Source organism: Providencia lanzhouensis (assembly GCF_050469745.1).
GTDB classification, from domain to species: Bacteria; Pseudomonadota; Gammaproteobacteria; order Enterobacterales; family Enterobacteriaceae; genus Providencia; species Providencia lanzhouensis.
On record NZ_CP174123.1, the window covers coordinates 3,062,850 to 3,086,420 of the forward strand.

Here is a 23,571-nt window from a genome sequence, read left to right on the forward strand (position 1 = left end):
TCAGCTTACCTTTTGTTACTCAATCAAAAAGCCCACTTACCGATGGTTCTTGTTGGGGATAATGGCACATTTGTGAATTCTTGTAATTGCCGATATTGCGCTTCATTTTGGACCATATTCGGGCTTCCTGTCTCCCGCAATGCTAATACGATATTTTCCATCGATAGTTTATTTCCTGCCTTTCTCCACTGCATGCATGCCGCTAATACCCCTGTTCGACCAATGCCAGCTTTGCAATGAATAACGGGAAGCGGTTTATTTCTTCCTTCTATATCTACTCCTTGATTTTTATAGAGTTCAAATAAGCTACCTTCATTGATGACTCTAATAAGCTGGTTTAATTTAACTAACTCCTCCGTTGTTACCGTTCCCCCATCATTCCAATTAGTCACGTGGATCACAGGGATTGAATGCTTTTTATGACCATTAGAAATCTCCATTTTATATTGGCTAAATTCCAACGGGTTCGCCCCTGTGCTTGTTTTTTTAGGTTCTACTTTATAGTTCTTTTTTTCTTGTTCAAAAGTGACTTCAATGGCGCCATATTTTTGATTACTCATAAAGTAAGGTGGGAGCTTCTCTCCTTGCAAGATAGAATTATCAATCTCTTGTTTTGATGCTAAGACAACTAATATCGGAGTTTTGTTTGCTATAAGCATAGACAAATGATTTTCAATGGCTTGGTCATTATCTTTGGGGTATTGGCAGCGGATGGCTAAATTTTCTCCCCCCACTTGGAGCCGATTGGCAGCTAAGGTGACAAGAGATTTGCAAGAGTTTTGTATTGAAATTTGAGTCTGTTTTGCACTACCAATATTGGGATATCTCTGCCCCCTACTCTCTGTATCGTATTCAATGTTTTTCACCAGTAACTGTGTTTTTTCAGCCAATTTATCGAATGCCGTAGCTTTAGTAGCGACTCCTATATTTAGTTTTAGCTTTAACCTATTTCTTTTGACGGGAGTTGTTTCAGCCAAATGTGGGCTAAGTTCGGAGATATTTTGGATAGACTTAATACGTTCAGGGAGATGGCTTGTATTTGATGATACTGGAAATTCTGTCAATGGCGATACAGTTAGTCGATTAGTGTTTATTGGAAACATATTTATCCTTACCTATGTTTTCATTGTGAGTGAATTCACCGTTTTGGTGACCCAATGTTAAATTCCACTGTCTATATTTCACTGGGTAGTATCGACAACTGTCATCATCCTCGCTTGCAAATTTAGCCACTGCAGCCATAAAAAAACCCACCAAAAATAGATCCTTTTTAGTGGGTTTTATTCTTATTTGTTAAGCTAGTTAAGCTAGTTAAGCTAGTTAAGCTAGTTAAGCTAGTTAAGCTAGTTAAGCTAAATTCTCTAAATTATTCGAATTGTAAGCAAACCGGTATTACGTGAAAAACGATAAAGGACAATATTCTAAATAGTTCGTGTTGTGACTAGGCGGCTAGCAAGGATATCTCGGGGAGCATACATGAGTATGTGACCCGAGTAGCCGAGTGACGCCAACAACGCCACAGCGCGAAATATGGCGAATATTATTTGCGACGCCATGTCGTACCGGCAGACGAATCCTCCAACACAACCCCCATCGCCGCTAACGCATCACGCGCCTGATCCGCCAGAGCCCAATCCTTACTTTGACGCGCATCATTACGCTGTTTAATCAACCCTTCGATTTTCGCGACTTCCGCATCATCTTCGCCTTGTGCTCCAGCTTGCAGGAAAGTTTCAGGATCTTGCTCTAACAGTCCCAGCACTTTTGCCAGTTCACGTAATTGAGCCGCTATGCCGTTCGCTGCATCCATATTTTCAGTTTTCAGGCGGTTTAATTCACGCGCCATATCAAACAACACAGAATAAGCTTCTGGTGTATTGAAGTCGTCATTCATCGCTTCACAGAAACGATTCTTATACTCTTCGCCGCCTGCTGGTACAGCCGATTTATCCGTGCCGCGCAGCGCTGTATATAAGCGTTCTAACGCGGTACGCGCTTGCTTTAAGTTCTCTTCGGTATAGTTCAATTGGCTACGATAGTGACCTGAAAGCAGGAAGTAGCGTACAGTTTCCGCATCGTAGTACTCTAATACATCACGGATGGTAAAGAAGTTGTTGAGAGATTTAGACATTTTTTCTCTATCAACCATCACCATACCGGAATGCATCCAGTAATTAACATAGGGACCATCATGGGCGCAGGTAGATTGCGCAATTTCATTTTCATGATGCGGGAACATTAAGTCAGAGCCGCCGCCATGAATATCAAAATGGTTGCCTAACTCTTTACTGTTCATTGCCGAACATTCGATATGCCAACCTGGGCGACCTAATCCCCACGGAGATTCCCAGCTTGGTTCACCCTCTTTGGACATTTTCCATAAAACGAAGTCCATTGGATTACGTTTTACATCAGCCACTTCAACACGGGCACCCGCTTGAAGTTGGTCTAAGTCTTGGCGAGATAATAAGCCGTAGTTTGGATCAGTTTTGACTTCAAACATCACATCGCCATTATCAGCAACATAAGCATGACCGCGCTCAATCAAGCTTTCAGTTAGCTCAATGATTTCATGAATATGGCGAGTGGCACGCGGTTCGCTGTCTGGACGTAGGATATTTAATGCATCAAAATCTTTATGCATTTCCGCTAACATGCGCGTAGTTAATTCTTCCACGCTTTCATTATTTTCAGCGGCACGTTTAATGATTTTGTCATCAATATCTGTCACGTTACGCACATAATTCAGGTCATAGCCTAAATAGCGTAAATAGCGGCTAATTGCATCGAAAGCCACAAAGGTACGACCGTGACCAATATGACACAAATCGTAAATGGTGATGCCACACACGTACATCCCAATCTTTCCAGCATGGATGGGTTTAAATTCTTCTTTTTGACGACTCAGTGTATTGAAAATCTGCAGCATCTTTTTATTTCCATTTTATTAGTACGTGTATATTTATCATACATCAGATTATCGCGATGTTGAGGATAAAATATCCAGATTCAACCTTACGAAAATAGCACGGTATTGAATCGCGATCACCCGAAGAAAGCAAGGTTAGCGCCTGACTTTATCGCCTGATTTATTAGGTCACTGTTATGGGATAACCTATTTTGCAAACACACTGTCGCTTCAAGTCAGGTTTTATCTGTGATATAAACTTGCTGATCTCAACGCTTTCGCAAGTTAGCGCATAAAAAACAATTATTCAGGATAGCTATTATGGTTACATTTCATACCAATCACGGTGACATCGTTATCAAAACTTTCGCAGACAAAGCACCTGTCACTGTCGAAAACTTTTTAACTTACTGCCGCGAAGGTTTCTACAATAATACCATTTTCCACCGTGTTATTAACGGCTTCATGATCCAAGGCGGTGGTTTTGAGCCAGGCATGAACCAAAAAGACACTAAAGCGCCTATCAAGAACGAAGCTAATAACGGACTGAAAAACAGCCGCGGTACATTAGCAATGGCTCGTACTAACGATCCACACTCAGCAACAGCACAATTCTTTATCAACGTCGCTGACAATGACTTCTTAAACTTCCGTTCAGAGCGCCCAGATGGTTGGGGTTACTGCGTATTTGCTGAAGTAGTTGAAGGTATGGACGTTGTTGACAAAATCAAAGGCGTTTCTACTGGTCGCAGTGGCTTCCACCAAGACGTACCTCGCGAAGATGTTGTGATTGAAAAAGTGACTGTCAGCGAGTAATCCCTGAATTTATGTCCACTTATATCATTGCAGATTTGCATTTAAGTGAAGATGAACCGGCGATCACCGCCGGTTTTCTTACATTTATTGAACAGCAAGCCATCCACGCCGACAGCCTGTATATTCTCGGTGACTTTTTCAATTATTGGATTGGCGACGATGATAATACCCTCTTGCATCAGCAAGTGGCTCAGGCTCTAAAACAGCTGAGTGAACGCGGTATCCCTTGCTATTTCATTCATGGCAATCGCGATTTTTTATTGGGTCAACGTTATGCAAAACAGTGCGGAATGACCATTTTGCCCCAAGAAACCCTACTTGAACTATATGATAAGCGTATTTTAATTATGCACGGTGATACCTTATGCACCGACGATGCTGCTTATCAGAACTACCGTAAAAAGGTCCATACTCCTTGGATCCAACGGGTATTTTTACTGCTACCGCTCTTTATTCGCCGTCGCATCGCACAAAAAATGCGTCACAATAGCCAATATGCCAGCAGTATGAAATCCGAAGCCATTATGGACGTCAATTCCGACGCGGTAGTTGATGCCTTAAACCGCCATCAAGCACAATGGATGATCCACGGACACACGCATCGCCCTGCTATCCACGAGATTAATCTCGGTGGTCAACTTCATTTTCGTGGAGTTTTAGGCGCATGGCACAGCGAAGGCTCAGCCTTTGTGATCAACGAAAACGGCGTTGAGCTTATTTTCTTTCCTTTTTAACATTCCTATCTTGATAAAGACACGCAGATAAATTGTTGGTCGTCAGTATGACTGTTTGCTTATTTTATAATCACGCAAACGTTTTCCTTACCTAATTACCGTGATATGATCGGGGCAATTCACATTCCCACCCTTAGGGTGATATTTTTCAATACAGGGATCACACCAAATGACTGCCCAAGTTCCTGCTCAATCTGCGGCAAAAATCGCCATTGTTATGGGTTCTAAAAGTGATTGGACAACCATGCAGCATGCCGCTGACGTGCTGACCGAACTGCAACTGCCTTTCCATGTTGAGATTGTTTCCGCACATCGCACGCCAGACAAACTATTTTCCTTTGCTGAAAATGCTAAACAAAATGGTTTTGATGTGATTATCGCTGGTGCCGGTGGTGCCGCCCATTTACCTGGAATGTTAGCCGCAAAAACGCTGGTTCCCGTCCTTGGTGTCCCTGTACAGAGCGCTGCATTAAGTGGTGTCGATAGCCTGTATTCTATCGTTCAGATGCCAAAAGGCATTCCTGTTGGCACACTTGCCATTGGGAAAGCGGGCTCAGCTAACGCCGCACTGCTAGCAGCACAAATTTTAGCCAATCATGACAGCGAGCTATTCAATCGCTTATCCACATGGCGTGAAGCACAAACCAACGACGTATTAAATAACCCAGATCCGAGGGAAGCGTAATGAAACCGGTTTGTGTCCTTGGTAACGGTCAATTAGGTCGCATGCTGCGCCAAGCAGGTGAACCGCTGGGCATTTCTGTTTTTCCTGTTGGATTAGATGCAGAGCCTGAAGCCGTTCCTTATCAGCAAAGTGTGATCACCGCTGAAATTGAACGTTGGCCTGAAACCCCATTAACCAAAGAGTTAGCGCGTCATAATGCGTTTATTAACCGTGATATTTTTCCACGTTTAGCTGACCGCTTCCCACAAAAAAGCCTGTTCGACTCATTAAATTTATCGACGGCACCTTGGGCGCGATTAGAATCGCCAGACCAGTGGCCAGAATTGTTCGCCACTCTGGGTGATTTTTTAATCGTCAAGCGTAGAACCGGTGGCTACGACGGTCGTGGTCAATGGCGTGTTCGCCCTGGTGATGAACAAGCACTCCCTGCGGAAATTTACGGTGAATGCATCGTCGAGCAAGGGATCCCATTTGACGCTGAAGTCTCCGTGATTGGAGCCCGTAGCCAATCCGGTGAATCTGTGTTCTACCCAATCACCCATAATCTTCACCAAGAAGGGATTTTACGCACCAGCGTGGCTTTTCCTGATGCAAACTCTGTCCAGCAGCAACAAGCACAGACGATGCTCAGTGCCGTGATGGATGAGTTAGGATATATCGGTGTGATGGCAATGGAGTGTTTTGTGGTTGGCGATAAACTGCTGATCAACGAAATCGCCCCTCGCGTTCATAATAGTGGGCATTGGACTCAAAATGGCGCTTCCATTAGCCAATTTGAGCTTCATTTACGCGCGATTTTAAATTTACCGATGCCGACACCAGAAGTTTTCAGCCCTGCGGTGATGGTCAATTTAATTGGAACTGATATTAACCAAGAATGGTTAAATCTGCCTTTAGTCCACTTACATTGGTATGAGAAAGAAGTGCGCCCTGTACGTAAAGTGGGTCACTTAAATCTGACTCATAGCGATATTCATCAACTCGAAAATACCCTCGATAGTTTGATCCCAATGCTGCCAAATGAGTATAAAAGTGGCATTGAGTGGGCAAAAACAAAATTAGGCTGGTACTCTCGCCAAAAATAGGGAAAATAGCGCTATTCGTGCCCGAGAGTGATATTTCGGGCATTGTGCTATTTTTGCCCTACTTTTATAGTGATTACTTGTGAGTGATGACTAACTCACTAGGGCGCCACTGGAGTGCATATGCCAGAAACACAAGCCTCACCGTTTAGTCCGTTATACCAATGGTCAATTCTTATTCTCCTCGGACTGGTTTATTTCCTTGCTACCGCCACCACATTTACCTCATTAGGCGTAGTATTACCAAGCATGATCGGCGAATTAAAATGGAGTTGGACTGAGGCAGGCTTTGGTTTTACTTTACTCGGTTTAACCTGCGGTTTAGCGAGCTTTCTACCCTCATTGCTGATACGTAAAGTCGGTGTTCGTCTCACGCTACTTTTAGGCATGCTCGTATTCTGTTCTGGCTTTTATAGCCTCTATTCCACCGAAGCTATCAGCACCTATTTCTTAGGTACCGCTTTGATTGGTATTGGATTTACGCTATTAGCGACCGTTCCGGGTACCTATGTACTTTCTCGCCTATTTGAAAAACAATCTCTGGCATTTGGATTGTATTTCACGATTGGCGGATTAGGGGGTGTTGCAGGTCCTTGGATTTACTTCTACGCATCGAATCAATTAGGCTCTTGGCGGATGCACTGGGTATTATGTGCAGTTTATCTTAGCATCGTCACCATCATCACTATCTTGGCATTACGTGAAGGGAAAAAAGAACAAGACCACGCCAAAAAAGTAATGCAAAAACAAATCAGTCATGCGAATAAGCCTATTTATCGTACCGCTGAAGTTTGGACAGTTCGCCGCGCATTACGTACTTGGCAATTCTATTTAATTGCCGCGACTTATACCTCTTTTTTATGGTGCGGTATTACAGTAAACAGTTTTGCAGTGGCGCACATTGAAGAGCGTGGATTTGGTATGACCATCGCGGTTTCTCTGCTAAGTACCATGGCGTTTGTAAATGCATTTTCGCGCTTCTTAGGCGGCGCGGCGGGTGAATGGTTGGAGCCGAAACGTTTACTGATTGGTAGCCTAATTATTATGGTGCTTGGCGTAGTGGCACTGAGTATCTCCACATCATGGTTCTGGCTGATTTTGTTCGTGATTTGCGTGGGTGTTGGCTACGGTATGACCTTCTTAGCGTCCAGTGTTTTACTGTCCAATTATTTTGGTCGCGGACCTTATTTAGAGTTGTTCTCCGTCGTCAATTTAATCTCAACCATTGCCTGTTTAGCGCCATTTATCGCAGGTGCAATTAAGGATATTACAGGCAGTTTTACCCCTGCATTTTTAACCATCGCAGCTCCTGTTATCGTGATCCTATTCTTTACTTTAATGATGAAGCCCCCTGCTTTAGAAGTAAAAAAAGATTAACCCCTAAAAAGAAAAACGCTCGGGGATAACCCGAGCAAATATCAAACCAAGGGAAAAACAAGGATCCATTTACACGTTCTACTTCTTATCGGCATAACCGATTACGCATTACTTCAATAACTCTGGTACTTTCAGCAAGATAAATTCATTATCATCCGCTTGATTAGGTTCACGACTGGAAGAGAATGGGTAGTTATTATCGTTACCGACAATAATATGTTCATTATCCACCACATCCACGTTTTCAATCGTAAAGAATGGGAAGGTAAATACCCCATCATTTAGCGGTTTTCTGGCTAGCTTGTTAGGGTCTTGGATGTTCATTAAGTCAACATAGGCTTGTTTATCCACGGCTCCGCCTGCATTGTTATCCGAAAATTCAATGCGATAAATACGTTTGAATTTTGCTAAGTTGCTAAAGCAGTTTTCTTTGTTTTTTTCGCCTTCAGCGCACGCTTTATCCGCGGTGCCTTCCCCATTATCACGTTCGATAATCAAACCGTGAGTGTCATCAATCAGGTTAAAATCACCGATGGCATTTTGATTATCTTCAAAAACATATAACCAACTGCGCCCAGTCCAATCTTGCTTTTTCACATCAAATTCAAGAATACGTACCGCTTTTTTGCCGTTCACATTCTCATAGTCTTGTTTATCTTCTTGCCACAAAGCCCCTTCCAACATCGGATAAAGTTTGGAGCCATCCGGCGATGATGCCATTCCCTCAAAACCTTTTGAGCGATTGACTTGGAAAATCACTTTATCCGCAGGTTTACCCGGCGTTGTCAGTGTGTAGTGGTCAGGGGAAACGACTTTCTTGCCTTCAACTTGTGTTTCAAATAGCGCCAACACCTTGCCATTTAAATCCATTTTGATGAGATAAGGCCCAAATTCATCACCCACCCATAAGGCACCATCGGCAAATTGAAAACTTTCTGGATCAAAGTCACTTCCCGTCAAATAACGCTTTTCACTGCTTTCGTTAATAATATGAAAAGGAATAATTTTGTTGGGATCGTGGAAGAAAATTGTTTTCAACGGGTTGGCTTTCCCCGTTTTAAAATCAATATCATACTGAGTTAAATACAGCATAGAGTCAGGGGAATTCATTTTATTCCCAAAACCGTTATCTGTGAGCACCCAGTAGGTACCATCAGCCATACGCTTGATACCTGAATGACCTTGTAACGGTTGCCCCTTGATTGGAACAAACTTACCTGTTGGGCGCCCATCGGATTTTCCCTCCACTTTATTCAGTGTATCAACGCGGGTTCCTGTAGTGTATTTGCCACTATGTTGCATATCCGAAGGTGCATTTTCCGGCGTTGGTACTGTCGCATCCACCGATAAAATGGCATGCCCAGCAAGTGTGGCTGGCACTTGTTTCTGTGAAATTTGTTGAGCAACCCCTGCGGTGCTAAATGAGAGTAAACCAATTAATAAAGAAAGGGATGTTAGTTTGAAAGTTATTGGTGTAAGGCGAACCATTGTTATTTTCCTATTTCATACCATCAATAATTGATGGCGGAATCATAACCGTGGCGAATGAAGGTTTTGTGAAGGATTAGAGACAGTTCGTTTAACCAATCACACTAACAAAATAATATTTATTTGATGTCGGATACATCAACTTAAAAAATCTATACAGCGAAGCTCAAGCATCCGATTTTCATTTTTAAGTAGAATAGCCACCTTCGTGACTATTCTACTTTTTATACATTTAACCGTTCGATAATCGACGATGCTGATTGCCAGTGCCGATTAACCTCAGCCCCAGCCAACTGCCACACACCGATAACAAGAACCCAGCACAGAGCGGCAATAACACCCACAGGCGCCATTCTGGCTGCCACGGGAAATCAAAGACCTTAGTTTGCAGTAACCATAGTGCCACTTCAGCTCCAAATGCCGCGGCAAGCCCTGCCATTCCGCCGAGTAAGGCAAATTCACTCCATAAAGTACGGCGCATCAGTTTTTTGCTCGCACCTAGGGTACGATACACCACCAACTCACGCTCTCGTTGGCTCATACCCACTTGAATCTGTGCGAGTAACAATAATACGCCACAGAAAATCACCAAAACCACCATCACTTCTAAAGCTTGGCTTACCTGCTGTAAAATCTGCTGAATTTGCGTGATGATAGCGCCCGTATCCAACACATTAATAGTTGGGTACTGATGACTCAGCTGTGTTAACAACTGCCCATCGCCATCATAATGGAAGCTACTCAACCATGTTTCTGGCATTGGCGATAATGTTTCTTCCGCAAAAATAAAGTAGAAATTTGGGCGCAAACTTTCCCAATCCACTTTACGAATACTGCTCACTTTAGCCGTGAAAATCTGCGAGCCAGCATTGAACGTCAATTTATCGCCGATTTTTAGTCCTAACTCTTTAACGACAGTTTGCTCAATGGAAACTTCCCCCGCTTTTGGTGGCCAGCTCCCTTGCTCTAACTCGTTTGCAGGCGGCAATGTTGATTGCCACGTTAAGCTTAGCTCTCGCCTAACCGTATTATTATTGGGATCGCGAGCATCCGCCCACTCAATCGCAGACTGGTCATTAATTTCCGATAAACGCGCTAACACAACTGGATTAAACTCCGTTGGTGTAACCTCGTACTGTTTCAACAGCTGCGTAACAGGATCAAGCTGAGACTGAGTCATATTAATCAGAAAATAATTCGGGCTATCCGCCGGTAGCTGCTGTTGCCAGCGATCTAAAAGATCCCCTCGAACCAAAATCAACAATGCCAATAACATAAATGACAATGAAAATGCGCTCATCTGGGTAATAGTTTGCAATGGCTGACGCAATAAGCGGCTCACTGATAAACGCAGACTGAGCTGGCGAAACTGTACTTTTCTCAGCAACCACAACCCTAGCCAACCAATCAACGCAAGGAGCACCGCAACCACAACAATTCCCAGCAAGATTGACCATAATAGTGGGTTTACCCCTGCAAACAGGAATAACCCGCCGACCACTATCAACGTAACCACAGGCAGATAATAATACAGTGGCCAAATTGGTGATTTGGCATCTTCCCGTAATACACGAGAAGGTTGAGTACCCATCAATTGATAGTAAGGACGGATCCCCACAATAATCGCGATAATAAACAGCGTTGCCACCGCCCAGATCCACGGCCAAAAACTGGCGCTCGGCAAGGCTTTAGGTAACATTGCCGACAATATCTGCATTAAAATGCCTTCAAAAGCCAGCCCCAGCAAAGACCCTAATAATGCCGCTGCCACTAAAATCACTAACCACTGACCAATGATCCACTTACGTAGCGCACCTCGGTCTGCCCCCAAGGTCTTCAATACCGCTATCAGTTGGTGACGGCTTCGACAATAATGAGTCATCGACACCACCACCGCAGCAATCGCCAATAACAGCGTTAGCAGCACCGATAGCAGCAAAAACTGCTGAGCGCGCTTAAAGGTTTTCCCGACCGCACCGCTGTCATCATCCAAGGTATACCAGCGCTGATCGCTACGTAACTGAGCATCATATTTCTCTTTAAATGCATCAATCCCTTGGCGAGAACCCGCAAACATATCGCGATACGTTAAACGGCTTCCCACTTGAATAGCCCCAGTTAATGGCGCATCTTCAATCGAGATCAACACCCTTGGCGCAATTTGAAAGGGGTTAAAACCACTATCAGGTTCCTGAATTAACGTTCCTGAAATCGTAAACGTCCCATCGCCGATATCAATCTGTTCGCCAACCTTTAAGTTCAGTAATTCCAATAATCTCGGGGCGACGAGAATATGCCCTTTAGTGGGTTTTAACCCCGCAGGCTCGGTCACTAAGTCACCGTATAGTGGATAACTCGCATCCGCCGCTTTCACTAACACTAACTGCGGGCGCCCTTCTTCATCAGCGGTAGAATACGCCATAGTTGAAAATGAAATTTGCTGGCTCAATGTCAGGCCTGCTTGCTGCGCTGCGGCAAGCCATGTTGGCTCACTCGGATGGGAAGAACGCAGCACCAAATCTCCCGCGAGTAGCTCTTGGCTCTGATAGCTCATGCTATTTTCAATGCGATCGCTGATCCGCCCTAACGCCAGCACACAGGCGACTGCCAAGGTTAATGCTAACCACACAATCAACAAAGACGGCGTTTTCCATTCACGCCAAAACCAGCGCCAAATCATGACTCTTCCCTCAATTGCCCATCAACTAACCGTAATCGACGTTGGCAACGGGCGGCTAACTCATTGTCATGGGTAACCAAAATCAGCGTAGTACCGTGCTCTTTATTCATCGCAAATAACAAATCGGCGATTTTATCTCCCGTATGGCGGTCAAGATTTCCTGTAGGTTCATCAGCAAATAAGATTTGAGGCTGACCATTAAACGCCCGAGCCAATGCCACACGCTGCTGCTCACCGCCTGAAAGCTGAGCTGGCATATGTTTTAAGCGATTTCCTAACCCTAAATCCGTCAGTAAGCTCACCGCCTGCTGATGACTCTTGGTTTCTGATTCACCGCGCAGTAAAGAAGGCAATTGGACATTTTCAAGGGCGTTCAGCGTTGGAATTAACATAAAAGATTGGAAAACAAAGCCGACACTTTGCGCCCGTAATCGCGCCCGAGCTTCTTCGTCCATGGTCGTTAAGTCTTGATCAAGCAACTTCACGGTGCCGCTAGAGCCATCATCCAACCCAGCAATAATGCCTAATAAGGTGGACTTTCCTGAACCTGACTCACCAATTAAAGCAATTGTCTGGCCAGACTCGACAATTAGCTCGACTCCTTGCAATATAGTCAGTTCATGTTCACCTTGACCAACACGTTTAATGAGATGATGAACTTCAAGAATATTTTGCGCCGACATATATTGGTTTTTCTCCTGTTAGTTACCGCTAGTGGACAAACACTCGCTGCAACGAAACTATTGATCCTCGGCGATAGTCTTAGTGCAGGCTATCGAATACCCGCCGAGCAAGCTTGGGCAACATTACTTGCCGAACGTTGGCAAAAAAAGTCGCCACCGATTTTAGTTATTAATGGCAGTATTAGTGGAAATACCGCCTCTCAAGGGTTAGAACGTCTCCCCACTCTTCTAGCCCAGCACAAACCTGACTGGGTGCTGATTGAGCTGGGAGCTAATGATGGTTTGCAAGGGCTATCTGTTGAACAGTTAGGTATAACATTACAACAGATTATCGACCAAATAGAGCAAAATGGTGCTAAACCGCTCTTAATGCAAATTCGTATCCCGCCAAACTATGGTAAACGCTACACATCCAGCTTCGAAAAAGTGTACCCAACGCTGGCTGAAAAAAATAACCTTTCGCTGATCCCATTTTTTATGGAAAGCGTGATCACCAAACCGGAATGGATCCAACCTGATGGTATTCATCCCACTGAGCAAGCCCAGCCAACGATTGCAGATTTTATGGAAAAACAGCTATCGCCCTATTTATTAACCAAATAATGTTATTAACCAAATAAAGTTATTAGCCAAATAAAGTTATTAGCCAAATAAATTTGCTAGGTAAATAAATTATAATGAACCAATATGATAGCGAACATTTAGCCCAGAGTAGGTAAAGTTATGCAAAAAACGGTATTAGTGACAGGGGCGTCAAGTGGCATAGGGTTGTGCGCTGCGCAGACTTTAAAACAGCGTGGTTATCATGTGATAGCCACCTGTCGAAAACAGGCTGATATTGAACGATTACAATCACTTGGCTTCGAAACCGTGACGTTAGATTTAGATGACCCGGTAAGTGTTGAGACCGCTGCTCAGCAGGTTCTGACGCTCTGTAATGGAAAACTTTTCGGATTATTCAATAACGCCGGATTCGGGGTATATGGCCCATTGAACACCGTGAGCCGCCAGCAATTGGAATCCCAATTCTCCAGTAATTTTTTCGGAGTTCACCAATTGACCTTCCTGCTGCTTCCCGCCATGCTGCCACACCATGAAGGTCGTATTGTGCAAACTAGCTCCGTGATGGGCATTATCTCAACGCCAGGTCGTGGAGCCTATGCCGCCAGTAAATACGCGTTGGAAGCTTGGTCAGATGCATTGCGTTTGGAATTACAAGGCTCTGGTATTCACGTCAGCTTAATTGAGCCCGGTCCCATCCACAGTGCCTTTACCCAAAATGTGGCGCAAACTCAGCAAGATAAGCCAGTTAAAAATCCGGGGATTGCCGCAAAATTTACGTTATATCCTGAAGATGTGGTCAAAAAATTGATTTTGGCATTAGAGAGTCCGCGTCCACGTGTACGCTACTCTGTCACATTATTAACGGTTTTTGTGCGTATACTAAAACGTGTATTACCCGATAAGCTAATGGACAAAGTCCTCGCGGGTCAGGGCAAGAAAGATTGAAAAAACAGAACTAAGCCCCCATTTCATTGACATGATTAATAACGAATTTTAAAGAGACTGTTTATGTTAGCTAACGCACAAATTATTGATATTAACGAGACCAACCTACACCAGACCATCGAACAATCCATGAACATGCCTGTCATGTTCTACTTTTGGTCACCACGCAGCCCTCAAAGCTTAGAATTCACCAGCATGTTAGAGCGTATTGCTCAAGACTACGCAGGGCTATTTATCCTCGCAAAAGTTAACTGCGATGAAGAACAAATGATCGCCAGCCAGTTTGGCTTAAAAGGCGTTCCAACGGTTTATGTGCTGCAAAATGGTCGCCCAGTTGATGGCTTCGAAGGTCCACAGCCTGAAGAAGCTGTGCTGCAAATACTCTCTCGCGTATTACCAAGCCCAGAAGAGTTAAAAGCTGCGCAAGCCGCTGAATTAGTGGCGGAAGGCAAACTTCAAGAGGCTCTGCCATTACTGAAAGAAGCCAACCAACTTGCGCCTAAAAACAGCGATATCACGTTCTTATTAGCTGAAGTGCAAATTGGTCTACATTTAATTGATGATGCAGAAGCCTTGTTAGCTACCGTGCCAATGCAAGATAAAGACAGCCGTTATCAAGGATTAGTGGCTCAAATCGAATTAACCAAGCAAGCTGCGGATACCCCAGAAATTCAGCAGCTGATAAAAGAATTCAATCAAGATCAAGAAAATACTACGTTAGCCGTTCAACTGGCGTTAAAGCTTCACGAAGTCAATCGCAATGAAGAAGCGTTAGACATGCTGCTCACCTTCTTACGCAAAGACTTAAACGCAGGGGATGGCGCAATCAAAAAAACCATGATGGATATCATGTCAGCAATGGGAACAGGTGATGCACTTGCGAGCAAGTTCCGTCGCCAAGTTTATTCATTACTTTACTAGTTAAGGATTACCTATGGATTTGTTCGCGTCTGGTGCACTACCAGTTGTTATTCTTGTCATTATTGCTGTTGTTATCGTTACCACCTGCGTAAAAACGGTACCGCAAGGCTTCCAGTGGACAGTTGAGCGCTTTGGGCGTTATACCCGCACTTTACAGCCGGGTTTACACCTTTTAGTGCCATTTATGGATAAAATTGGGCGCCGTATCAATATGATGGAACAAGTCCTTGATATTCCATCCCAAGAAGTTATCTCTCGTGATAATGCCAACGTGACCATTGATGCAGTCTGCTTTATTCAAGTGATTGACCCAGTGCGTGCGGCGTATGAAGTCAGCAATTTAGAATTATCCGTTCTGAACCTGATCATGACTAACATCCGTACGGTTCTTGGGGCGATGGAGCTGGATGAAATGCTCTCCCAGCGTGATTCTATCAATGGTCGCTTACTGCACGTAGTGGATGAAGCCACCAACCCGTGGGGCGTAAAAATCACCCGTATTGAAATTCGTGATGTCAAACCGCCAAAAGAACTGGTCAGTGCGATGAACGCCCAGATGAAAGCAGAACGAACCAAACGTGCCGATATTCTGGAAGCGGAAGGTATTCGTCAAGCGGCTATCTTAAAAGCGGAAGGTGAAAAGCAGTCGCAAATTTTGAAAGCGGAAGGTGAACGTCAATCTGCCTTCTTACAAGCAGAAGCGCGTGAGCGAGCGGCTGAAGCAGAAGCCAAAGCGACTCAAATGGTTTCTGAGGCGATCGCCGCCGGTGATATGCAGGCTATCAACTACTTTGTGGCACAAAAATACACTGACGCCCTTACTAGCATTGGCTCGGCAGAAAATAGCAAAGTGATCATGATGCCATTAGAAGCCAGCAACTTAATGGGCGCGATTGGTGGGATCACTGAACTCATTGGCGAAAGCAAAAAAATGGGTGCAAGCAAAAAGCAGGCTAAAGAATGATAGAATTTATCAGCACTCAACCCGTCTGGTTTTGGCTATGTCTTGGGGGATTACTGCTGATTGCTGAACTTCTTGGTACAGGTGGCTACCTACTTTGGTCCGGCATTGCCGCCGTCACCGTTGGGGTGCTCACCTTTGCATTGCCATTCCTCAGTTGGGAATGGCAAGGTATCTTATTTGCGGTATTTACCGTCGTTTCTGCGATTTTATGGCGAAAATGGCTCAGCCACCGCAAAGCCAGCCGTGCCGATGATGTCAACCAAATCAGCCACCAGCTGGTTGGTGTTAGGGCACGCTTGCTAACTGATACCGAAGAGGGGTTTAGCCGCGTGCGCCTCGCCGATGGCAGTTGGCGCATATACAGCGACGTCCCATTAAAAGCGGAAGCTGAAGTGGAAGTAACCGCCGTAGACGGAAACACCCTAAAAGTTAAGCCTTACCATGGTGACAACAGCCACGCGCCAGATGATCAATAATCGGGCAGTCTGCCCCTTCATCACCGGGGCAGACATCCACTAATTCTTGTAACGTATCCCGAATAGCCGACAGCTTTAAAATCGTCTGCTGAATTTCATCAATTTTCGCTATCGTCGCACTTTTCACATCCGCACTGTGGCGGCTTGGATTACGAAACAATCCCAGCAACTCCCCGCACTCGTCCAGCGTAAACCCCACATCTTTAGCTTGTTTTAAAAGCATCAGCTCATCGAGATGTCTGGCTTGATAATAGCGATAACTATTATCCCCGCGTTCCGGTGGTGTGATCAGCCCTTTATCTTCATAAAAGCGAATTGCTTTGGCAGTCAGACCGGTTTTTTTGGCAATTTCACTAATATTCATAATTCCCCTTGACCTTCCCCTTGTGGGAAGGTTTAACCTTAATTACATAGCGGATTATAGACTGATTTTGTGTACAAATTATAGCCCCTCGTTATGAGAAGGCCCGGAGAATCAAAAATGAAAATAATTCTATCCTTACAAGGTTTGAGCTGCATGCATTGCGTCGGCTCCGTGACAAAAGCACTGCAAGCACGCCCTGATGTTGAATCAGTCAACGTCACGATTGATTACGCGGTGATTGAAAGCAGCGCTAGCGTCGAATCCCTCATTCAAACCATTGTCGATGCAGGCTATGAAGCCACTGAAGCAACTGCGCCAAATGTAGAGTTACAACTCTCTGGCTTAAACTGTATGAAATGCGCAGGGAAAACTCAGCAAGCATTAGAAGCTGTTGAAGGCGTTGCTGCCGCGGTAGTAGATACTCAACAGGCTAAAGTTTATGGCACTGCCTCTACAACCGATTTAATCGCCGCGGTAGAAGGCGCAGGATTCCACGCAGAACTTGCCCAAGAAGGTGCTAGCTCCCCAAAAACTGAGCCGCTGAAAACATCAATTGAACAGCCGGAAACGGGTTCAGCGGCAGTTTGTGATATTCCGGCACAAGAGTCTGACCTTGGCGAACAGCCTGACATTGCCGTGACCGATGACAGCATTCAATTATTACTCGATGGCATGACCTGCGCCAGCTGCGTCAGTAAAGTGCAAAAGGCACTTAATAGCGTACCTGGCGTGGAAAATGCACGAGTGAACTTAGCGGAACGCAGTGCGTTAGTCACTGGAACCGCGAAGCCCGATGACCTCGTCGAAGCGGTCGTAAAAGCAGGTTATGGCGCTGAAATCATCCAAGATGAAGCTAAGCGTCGTGAACGCCAGCAAGAAGTGGCTCAAGCGAATATGCGCCGCTTCCGTTGGCAATCTGCGCTAGCCCTTGCTTTAGGTGTGCCCGTGATGATTTGGGGGATGATCGGCGACAACATGATGTTAAGCGCTGATAACCACAACATTTGGCTCACTATCGGGGTATTAACGCTGCTGGTGATGATTTTTGCCGGTGGGCATTTTTATCGCAGTGCATGGCAAAGCTTAAAAAATGGCAGTGCCACCATGGATACCTTGGTTGCCTTAGGTACTGGGGCAGCTTGGCTCTATTCGATTGTCGTCAATATTTGGCCTGAGATGTTCCCAGAACAAGCTCGCCATCTTTATTACGAAGCCAGCGCCATGATCATCGGTCTGATCAACTTAGGTCATGCCCTTGAGCAGCGCGCACGCCAGCGTTCCTCCAAAGCCTTAGAGCGATTATTGGATTTAACGCCGCCAACGGCCCGCGTTGTCACCGAGCAAGGGGAAGTTGATATGCCCCTTGCTCAAGTGAAACAAGGCATGGTTTTACGCTTAACCACAGGGGATCGTGTCCCTGTCGATGGCGAAATCATTGAAGGCGAAGTGTGGCTGGATGAAGCGATGCTAACGGGTGAGCCTATCCCGCAGCAAAAAAGCCGTGGCGATGCAGTACACGCAGGAACCGTTGTGCAAGACGGTACCGTGTTATTCCGCGCCGCCGCAGTGGGTAGCCAAACCACGTTAGCGCGTATTATTTACTTAGTACGCCAAGCGCAAAGCAGTAAACCGCAAATCGGGCAATTGGCTGACCGAATTTCGGCGGTGTTTGTCCCGGTGGTAGTGGCTATTGCAGTGATTTCAGGGGCAATTTGGTATTTCGTGGGTCCCGCTCCACAAATTACCTACGCGCTGGTTATCACGACCACGGTACTGATTATTGCCTGTCCGTGTGCCTTAGGTCTTGCAACACCGATGTCGATTATATCCGGTGTCGGTCGCGCCGCAGAGTTTGGGGTATTGGTGCGTGATGCCGATGCCTTACAGCAAGCTAGCGAGCTCGATACCATCGTCTTTGACAAAACAGGTACCTTAACTGAGGGCATGCCACAAGTTACTGATATTCATCTGTTCAACGGTTTTAATGAGTCACAAGCTCTGCAATTTGCGGCGTCCCTCGAAAGTGGTTCTAACCACCCGCTGGCTCGTGCAATTGTTAGCCGTGCAAAAGGGCTGGATATTGTTGCCAATCAGCAATTTAGAACTTTGGCTGGATTAGGAGTCACCGCGGTTGTTGAAGGTAAAACAGTTTTACTTGGCAATCAAAAACTGCTGACTGAAAACCAAATTGATACCCGTGAAATCGATGAAACGCTCCATCAGCAAGCGTCTCTTGGGGTCACACCAGTGCTATTGGCGGTTGATGGTCAGATTGCAGCACTGCTGTCTATTCGCGACCCATTACGTGAAGACAGTGTCAGCGCCCTCGCCCGTCTGCATAAACAAGGCTTCCGCTTAGTAATGTTAACCGGGGATAACCCAGTCACAGCCAAAGCGATCGCCAAAGAGGCTGGCATTGACGAAGTGATTGCGGGAGTGATGCCAGACGGAAAATCTGCGGCGATTGAAGCTTTGCAAGCCAAAGGTCATAAAGTAGCAATGGTGGGTGATGGTATCAACGATGCTCCTGCTCTCGCTCGTGCTGATGTCGGGATTGCCATGGGGGGCGGCAGTGATATTGCGATTGAAACTGCGTCAATTACCTTAATGCGCCAAAGCCTACACGGCGTTGCCGATGCAGTGTCTATCTCCAAAGGGACTCTGCGTAATATGAAACAGAACTTGTTTGGAGCCTTCGTGTATAACTCGCTAGGTATTCCGATTGCCGCTGGTATTTTATACCCAATTACTGGCACGTTATTGAACCCTGTAGTGGCAGGAGCCGCCATGGCGCTCTCTTCCATTACCGTGGTCAGCAACGCCAACCGTTTATTACGTTTCAAACCTGAAAAATAGCCTTATCAAGCCACCTTTACACCTTAAAGGTGGCTTTTCCAACATTTTGACTCAACGCAATAAATCGCCCGAATACCTCAGTGCCTTCATCATTCCTGTTCTATAATTAAGTGATTCTAATTATTTTCACTGTTTGAGGGTTCCATGTTAAATATTAATCGCGAAAAGCTCACCAACTTAGCCAATGGTGACGTGAAAAAGCAACGTAATATTTTGGCGGTTCTCGCCGTGTTATTACTGCTAGGTGGTATCGCCTGTTTAGCTAATCCAGTTGCCTCTGGTATTGCCGTCAGTGCTATTGTGGGCGTGCTATTAATCTTAAGTGGCGTCGGTGCCATTGTGAGCATCCTGAGCACCACTATCTATACGGGCTGGTCTCGCCTCTTTGGGTTTGTCATCGGGATTATTTACTGCATCGTCGGTTATGCATTTATCAAAGAGCCTTTACAGGGCTTAATCGCCATGGCAATGGTGATTGCGGCGCTGTTTATTATTGGCGGGGTAATGCGCCTATATGCCGGTATCCAACAAATTAAATCTGCAGGTGGTTGGATGCAGATTATCATCGGGGTTCTGGACTTCTTTATTGCTTACTTATTAATTGGCAATGGTCCTATTACCTCGATTGCGCTGTTAACCGCATTAATCGGTATCGAATTAATTTTCAGTGCGTTTGGTTTATTTTCTCTATTAAGCCTATTAAAGCGCAAAGACTAATTTGCATAATGACTCACGCAATATAATTAATAGCGCCTGATGATGAGGCGCTATTTTTTATCTGCAATTCTTCTGTTTAGTAATAGGCAATATTTTAGTAATAGACCGTATCGTGCGGTGTGATTCGCAAATTCCTACAAGATTGTTTACTCTGTTTATCTCAGTCGTTAAATCAGGATAAATATCAGATGGGAAAACTACTCGAAAACTTAAAAAGTTGGCTGCACCGGGGAGTGGCTCCGAATTATCCTTATCCTGCTGTTGATGTTCGCTTACCTAATAATATAAAGCTGCACATTGTCGGCAGTATTCATATGGGAACAGAAAATATGTTTCCCTTATCCGCAACCTTGCTCGATAAAATCAACCACGCAGATGGGCTGATTGTTGAGGCGGATATCACGCAAGCAAACTCACCTTTCCCAACATCTACAGCCTTGATAGCACCGGTTTCCCATAGATTAACGGACGCTGAATTTGCCCTGTTTTTACAATACTGCCAAGAGATACGTCAATCCCCCACTCAGTTTGACCATCTTCCCTCTTGGCAAGTCGCCCTGACGATGCAAGCCACACAAGCGCAGTTATTGGGTTTACGAGGTCACTATGGAATTGACTACCAACTGATCCATAACGCACTAGCCCAAAATAAGCCCATTATTGAGCTAGAAGGTGTAGACTCCCAAGTGCAATTACTGCTCGATTTACCCGATGATGGTTTGCCATTATTGCAAGATACCCTAATTCATTGGCGCGCCAATGCCCGCTCCTTGCAAACCATGATTAGCTGGTGGCTGGATTTTCAACCGGAAAATTGCGTTACATTACCGAATACCTTCAGCGAAGGGGTTTATAATGTGCTGATGACTCAACGCAATCAGGAATGGGCGAGAAAACTGAAAACCTTGCCTGCGGGTAATTATGTGGTCGCCGTAGGCGCACTGCACTTGTTTGGTGAACAGAGCTTAATTGATTATTTACGAAACGATAATTGATCAAATCCAGTCATTGAAAAAGAAAAGGAATAATTATGACTCCGGCAGTAAAATTACTGGAAAAACAAAAAATTAAATTCACGCTACACCCTTATGATCACGACCCCAATGAGAGTAATTTTGGTGATGAAGCCGTCCAAAAATTAGGCTTAGATGCCAAGCAAGTCTTCAAAACCTTATTAGTCGCGCTTAATGGCGATCAAAAAACCTTAGCGGTGGCTGTCACTCCAGTTTCTGGGCAGCTCGACCTCAAATCTGTTGCTAAGGTATTTAAAGTCAAAAAAGTCGAAATGGCCGATCCGCAAATTGCCCAAAAAACCACGGGGTATTTGCTAGGAGGGATCAGCCCATTAGGTCAGAAAAAACGCCTTCCGACCGTGATTGACAGCCAAGCTCAAGAATTTACGACTATGTTTATTTCCGGTGGCAAGCGCGGTTTGGATTTAGAACTCGCCCCAAGCGATCTGGCAAGTGTACTAAATGCCAGCTTTGCGGATATTAAAAAAGAATCGTAAAAAACAAAAAGCCCCAATTAAGGGGCTTTTTCACACTCATTACCGATTATTTATTTTTATAAACAATCTCGCCTTTTGGCTCGTAATCAGCGGCTTTTAATGGAGAATGTTTCTCAATATAGCCTTTGAGCACTTCCGCATCCACAAAACCGGTGTTGACGTAGTTTGGATGATTATCGATAGCTGGATAACCGTCACCGCCAATCGCGTTAAAGTTTAATGTCGCCATACGGTAAGTTTTGTTCTTATCGACCGGTTTGCCATCAATCTTCACATCGCTGATTGTGCCGTCGGCATTCAGAGTCAGGCTCACATTATAGAACTGACCGTAAGCACCTGAGTCAGGTTTCATGTTAGCGACCGCTTGCAGATACGGCAGAACCTCTTCGCCTTTAAAGTCCACATAGACTAATTCGTTAGCAAATGGCTGAACTTTCAGGACATCTTTATAGGTAATATCGCCGCTTTCGATGGAATCACGCACGCCGCCGCCGCTCATGATGGCAAAATCAGCCCCTGCACGCTCTTTTTGAGCCGCCAGTAGTAAATGCCCCATATTGGTTTGCTCAAAGCGCACTTTATTACGGTCACCCACCAGCTTGCCTTCCACTGAACCGACTTTCACGCCTAATTGCTGGTCGCCTTTATCTTGATAAGGGGTTAGCAATTTTGTCATTTCAGGGTTATGCGCAATTTCCTGTGTGTAGTAGACGTAATCCGATGAACCGTCGTCTTTCTTCACTTTTTTCTTCAGGTTAATTGGGATCAGCTGATAGTGTTTTAAGGTGAATTTACCGTTTTTGAATTCAAAGTCGGCACGACCTACATATTTACCCCACTCATGGGCTTGAACAATCCAGGTGCCATTTTGGTTGTCTGGCGCACATGGGGTTCCTGGCACATAGTCTTCTTGTTTGTAGTTTTTGTTCTCTTGAGACATACAAACAGGGTCTTGTGAGTGACCACCCACTATCATATCTAAATAGCCCGCAGGTAAGCTGCGCGCCATTTCCACATCCCCCGGTGCGTTAGAACCGTGGTTGCCATCATCATAGTGTCCCATATGGGTTGCCGCGATAATAATGTCTGGTTTCTCAGTCGCACGTAGCTCTTCCACCACTTTTTTGGCTTCAGCAGCAGGGACGCGGAATTCAACATCAGGGAAGTTCGCAGGGTTACCGATTTTCGCGGTATCGTCAGTTGTTAAGCCTAAAACAGCAATTTTTACACCTTGCTTATCAAAGACTTGATAAGGTTTAAAGAGACGTTTACCTGTGCTGGTTTGATAAATGTTGGCAGATAAGAATGGGAACGTTGCCCACTTTTCTTGCTGCTTGAGGACTTCTAGCGGGTTATCAAATTCGTGGTTACCGAGCGCCATCGCATCGTAGCCCACCAAATTCATCCCTTTAAAATCAGGCTCAGCATCTTGCAAATCAGACTCTGGTACACCAGTATTAATATCCCCACCAGAGAGTAATAAAACACTGCCGCCTTGCTTCGCCACTTCGTCACGAATTTCATCAACCACGGTTTTTTGTGCCGCTAATCCATACTCACCTTTTTCATTGTGCCAAAAATGACCATGATGATCGTTAGTATGCAAAATAGTGATGTTGTAGGTTTTATCTTTTTCCCACGCATTTGCCATCGCTGCGGGTAACAGCGCTAACGAGACAGTTAATGCGCATGCGGATGCCTTAAATGTCAGTTTCATACATTCTCCCTGCTGGTATAGAAATCTCTACCGATTACGTAGTTTTTTATGCGTAATAAGCTTATGAGTTAATAAGCCATGTGT

Annotated in this window: 21 protein-coding genes; 14 read left to right on the forward strand and 7 right to left on the reverse strand. The window is 45.0% G+C overall.

Annotated elements, in window-relative coordinates:
- Positions 1-23: 23 nt before the first annotated feature.
- Positions 24-1,103: a protein-tyrosine phosphatase family protein gene (locus tag ACIH2S_RS14535; protein ID WP_231138100.1), complete on the reverse strand. Its 1,080-nt coding sequence runs from the start codon at positions 1,101-1,103 to the stop codon at positions 24-26.
- Between the two features lie 437 nt (positions 1,104-1,540).
- On the reverse strand, positions 1,541-2,929 hold the full coding sequence (cysS, locus tag ACIH2S_RS14540; RefSeq protein WP_036952136.1) for a cysteine--tRNA ligase: 1,389 nt from the start codon (positions 2,927-2,929) through the stop codon (positions 1,541-1,543).
- 300 nt (positions 2,930-3,229) lie between these two features.
- On the opposite strand from cysS, the gene ppiB reads away from it, so the two are divergent.
- The 5 genes from ppiB to ACIH2S_RS14565 all read left to right on the forward strand — a co-directional run bounded on the left by ppiB (position 3,230) and on the right by ACIH2S_RS14565 (position 7,602).
- Positions 3,230-3,724, forward strand: coding sequence for a peptidylprolyl isomerase B (gene ppiB, locus ACIH2S_RS14545; protein ID WP_006659258.1), 495 nt, complete (start codon positions 3,230-3,232; stop codon positions 3,722-3,724).
- A gap of 11 nt (positions 3,725-3,735) precedes the next feature.
- Positions 3,736-4,458: a UDP-2,3-diacylglucosamine diphosphatase gene (lpxH, locus tag ACIH2S_RS14550; RefSeq protein ID WP_108478317.1), complete on the forward strand. Its 723-nt coding sequence runs from the start codon at positions 3,736-3,738 to the stop codon at positions 4,456-4,458.
- A gap of 169 nt (positions 4,459-4,627) precedes the next feature.
- Positions 4,628-5,143 (forward strand): 5-(carboxyamino)imidazole ribonucleotide mutase, encoded by a 516-nt coding sequence (purE, locus tag ACIH2S_RS14555; RefSeq protein WP_036952140.1) that lies wholly within the window; start codon positions 4,628-4,630, stop codon positions 5,141-5,143.
- On the forward strand, positions 5,143-6,228 hold the full coding sequence (purK, locus tag ACIH2S_RS14560; RefSeq protein WP_108478318.1) for a 5-(carboxyamino)imidazole ribonucleotide synthase: 1,086 nt from the start codon (positions 5,143-5,145) through the stop codon (positions 6,226-6,228). The genes purE and purK overlap by 1 nt, the downstream gene beginning before the upstream one ends.
- Before the next feature lie 120 nt (positions 6,229-6,348).
- Complete coding sequence (locus ACIH2S_RS14565) at positions 6,349-7,602, forward strand: CynX/NimT family MFS transporter (RefSeq protein WP_430247634.1); 1,254 nt, start codon at positions 6,349-6,351, stop codon at positions 7,600-7,602.
- 108 nt (positions 7,603-7,710) lie between these two features.
- Here ACIH2S_RS14565 and ACIH2S_RS14570 read toward each other — a convergent pair whose 3' ends face one another.
- From ACIH2S_RS14570 to ybbA, 3 genes are all read right to left on the reverse strand, one after another.
- A complete protein-coding gene (locus tag ACIH2S_RS14570; RefSeq protein ID WP_430247635.1) occupies positions 7,711-9,090 on the reverse strand; it encodes an esterase-like activity of phytase family protein in 1,380 nt (459 codons plus the stop codon).
- 232 nt (positions 9,091-9,322) lie between these two features.
- A complete protein-coding gene (ybbP, locus tag ACIH2S_RS14575) occupies positions 9,323-11,770 on the reverse strand; it encodes a putative ABC transporter permease subunit YbbP (RefSeq protein ID WP_036952146.1) in 2,448 nt (815 codons plus the stop codon).
- A complete protein-coding gene (ybbA, locus tag ACIH2S_RS14580; protein ID WP_036952147.1) occupies positions 11,767-12,453 on the reverse strand; it encodes a putative ABC transporter ATP-binding protein YbbA in 687 nt (228 codons plus the stop codon). Before ybbA ends, ybbP begins: the two co-directional genes overlap by 4 nt.
- On the opposite strand from ybbA, the gene tesA reads away from it, so the two are divergent.
- From tesA to ACIH2S_RS14605, 5 genes are all read left to right on the forward strand, one after another.
- Positions 12,421-13,056, forward strand: coding sequence for a multifunctional acyl-CoA thioesterase I/protease I/lysophospholipase L1 (gene tesA / locus ACIH2S_RS14585; RefSeq protein WP_272533104.1), 636 nt, complete (start codon positions 12,421-12,423; stop codon positions 13,054-13,056). The genes ybbA and tesA overlap by 33 nt on opposite strands.
- Before the next feature lie 120 nt (positions 13,057-13,176).
- On the forward strand, positions 13,177-13,962 hold the full coding sequence (locus ACIH2S_RS14590; RefSeq protein ID WP_154609478.1) for an SDR family oxidoreductase: 786 nt from the start codon (positions 13,177-13,179) through the stop codon (positions 13,960-13,962).
- 63 nt (positions 13,963-14,025) lie between these two features.
- On the forward strand, positions 14,026-14,883 hold the full coding sequence (locus tag ACIH2S_RS14595; protein WP_036952152.1) for a co-chaperone YbbN: 858 nt from the start codon (positions 14,026-14,028) through the stop codon (positions 14,881-14,883).
- A 13-nt stretch (positions 14,884-14,896) separates the two neighbouring features.
- Positions 14,897-15,847: an SPFH domain-containing protein gene (locus tag ACIH2S_RS14600; protein WP_036952154.1), complete on the forward strand. Its 951-nt coding sequence runs from the start codon at positions 14,897-14,899 to the stop codon at positions 15,845-15,847.
- A complete protein-coding gene (locus ACIH2S_RS14605; protein ID WP_108478322.1) occupies positions 15,844-16,323 on the forward strand; it encodes an NfeD family protein in 480 nt (159 codons plus the stop codon). The genes ACIH2S_RS14600 and ACIH2S_RS14605 overlap by 4 nt, the downstream gene beginning before the upstream one ends.
- Here the strand turns inward: ACIH2S_RS14605 and cueR are convergent.
- Positions 16,277-16,687 carry a Cu(I)-responsive transcriptional regulator gene (gene cueR, locus ACIH2S_RS14610; protein WP_036952159.1) on the reverse strand — a complete coding sequence of 137 codons (411 nt, stop codon included), beginning with the start codon at positions 16,685-16,687 and terminating at the stop codon, positions 16,277-16,279. The two genes, ACIH2S_RS14605 and cueR, sit on opposite strands and share 47 nt — an antisense overlap.
- 117 nt (positions 16,688-16,804) lie before the next feature.
- On the opposite strand from cueR, the gene copA reads away from it, so the two are divergent.
- The 4 genes from copA (at position 16,805) to ybaK (ending at position 21,770) form a co-directional block, all read left to right on the forward strand.
- Positions 16,805-19,543, forward strand: a complete 2,739-nt coding sequence (gene copA, locus ACIH2S_RS14615; RefSeq protein WP_036952161.1) for a copper-exporting P-type ATPase CopA — start codon at positions 16,805-16,807, stop codon at positions 19,541-19,543.
- Positions 19,544-19,687: 144 nt separating this feature from the next.
- Positions 19,688-20,260: an HdeD family acid-resistance protein gene (locus tag ACIH2S_RS14620; RefSeq protein WP_036952163.1), complete on the forward strand. Its 573-nt coding sequence runs from the start codon at positions 19,688-19,690 to the stop codon at positions 20,258-20,260.
- Positions 20,261-20,448: 188 nt separating this feature from the next.
- A complete protein-coding gene (locus ACIH2S_RS14625; protein WP_108478323.1) occupies positions 20,449-21,255 on the forward strand; it encodes a TraB/GumN family protein in 807 nt (268 codons plus the stop codon).
- A 35-nt stretch (positions 21,256-21,290) separates the two neighbouring features.
- Positions 21,291-21,770, forward strand: a complete 480-nt coding sequence (ybaK, locus tag ACIH2S_RS14630) for a Cys-tRNA(Pro)/Cys-tRNA(Cys) deacylase YbaK (RefSeq protein ID WP_036952167.1) — start codon at positions 21,291-21,293, stop codon at positions 21,768-21,770.
- Between the two features lie 46 nt (positions 21,771-21,816).
- On the opposite strand, the gene ushA is transcribed toward ybaK, so the two are convergent.
- Positions 21,817-23,487: a bifunctional UDP-sugar hydrolase/5'-nucleotidase UshA gene (gene ushA / locus ACIH2S_RS14635; RefSeq protein WP_036952517.1), complete on the reverse strand. Its 1,671-nt coding sequence runs from the start codon at positions 23,485-23,487 to the stop codon at positions 21,817-21,819.
- Positions 23,488-23,571 lie beyond the last annotated feature (84 nt).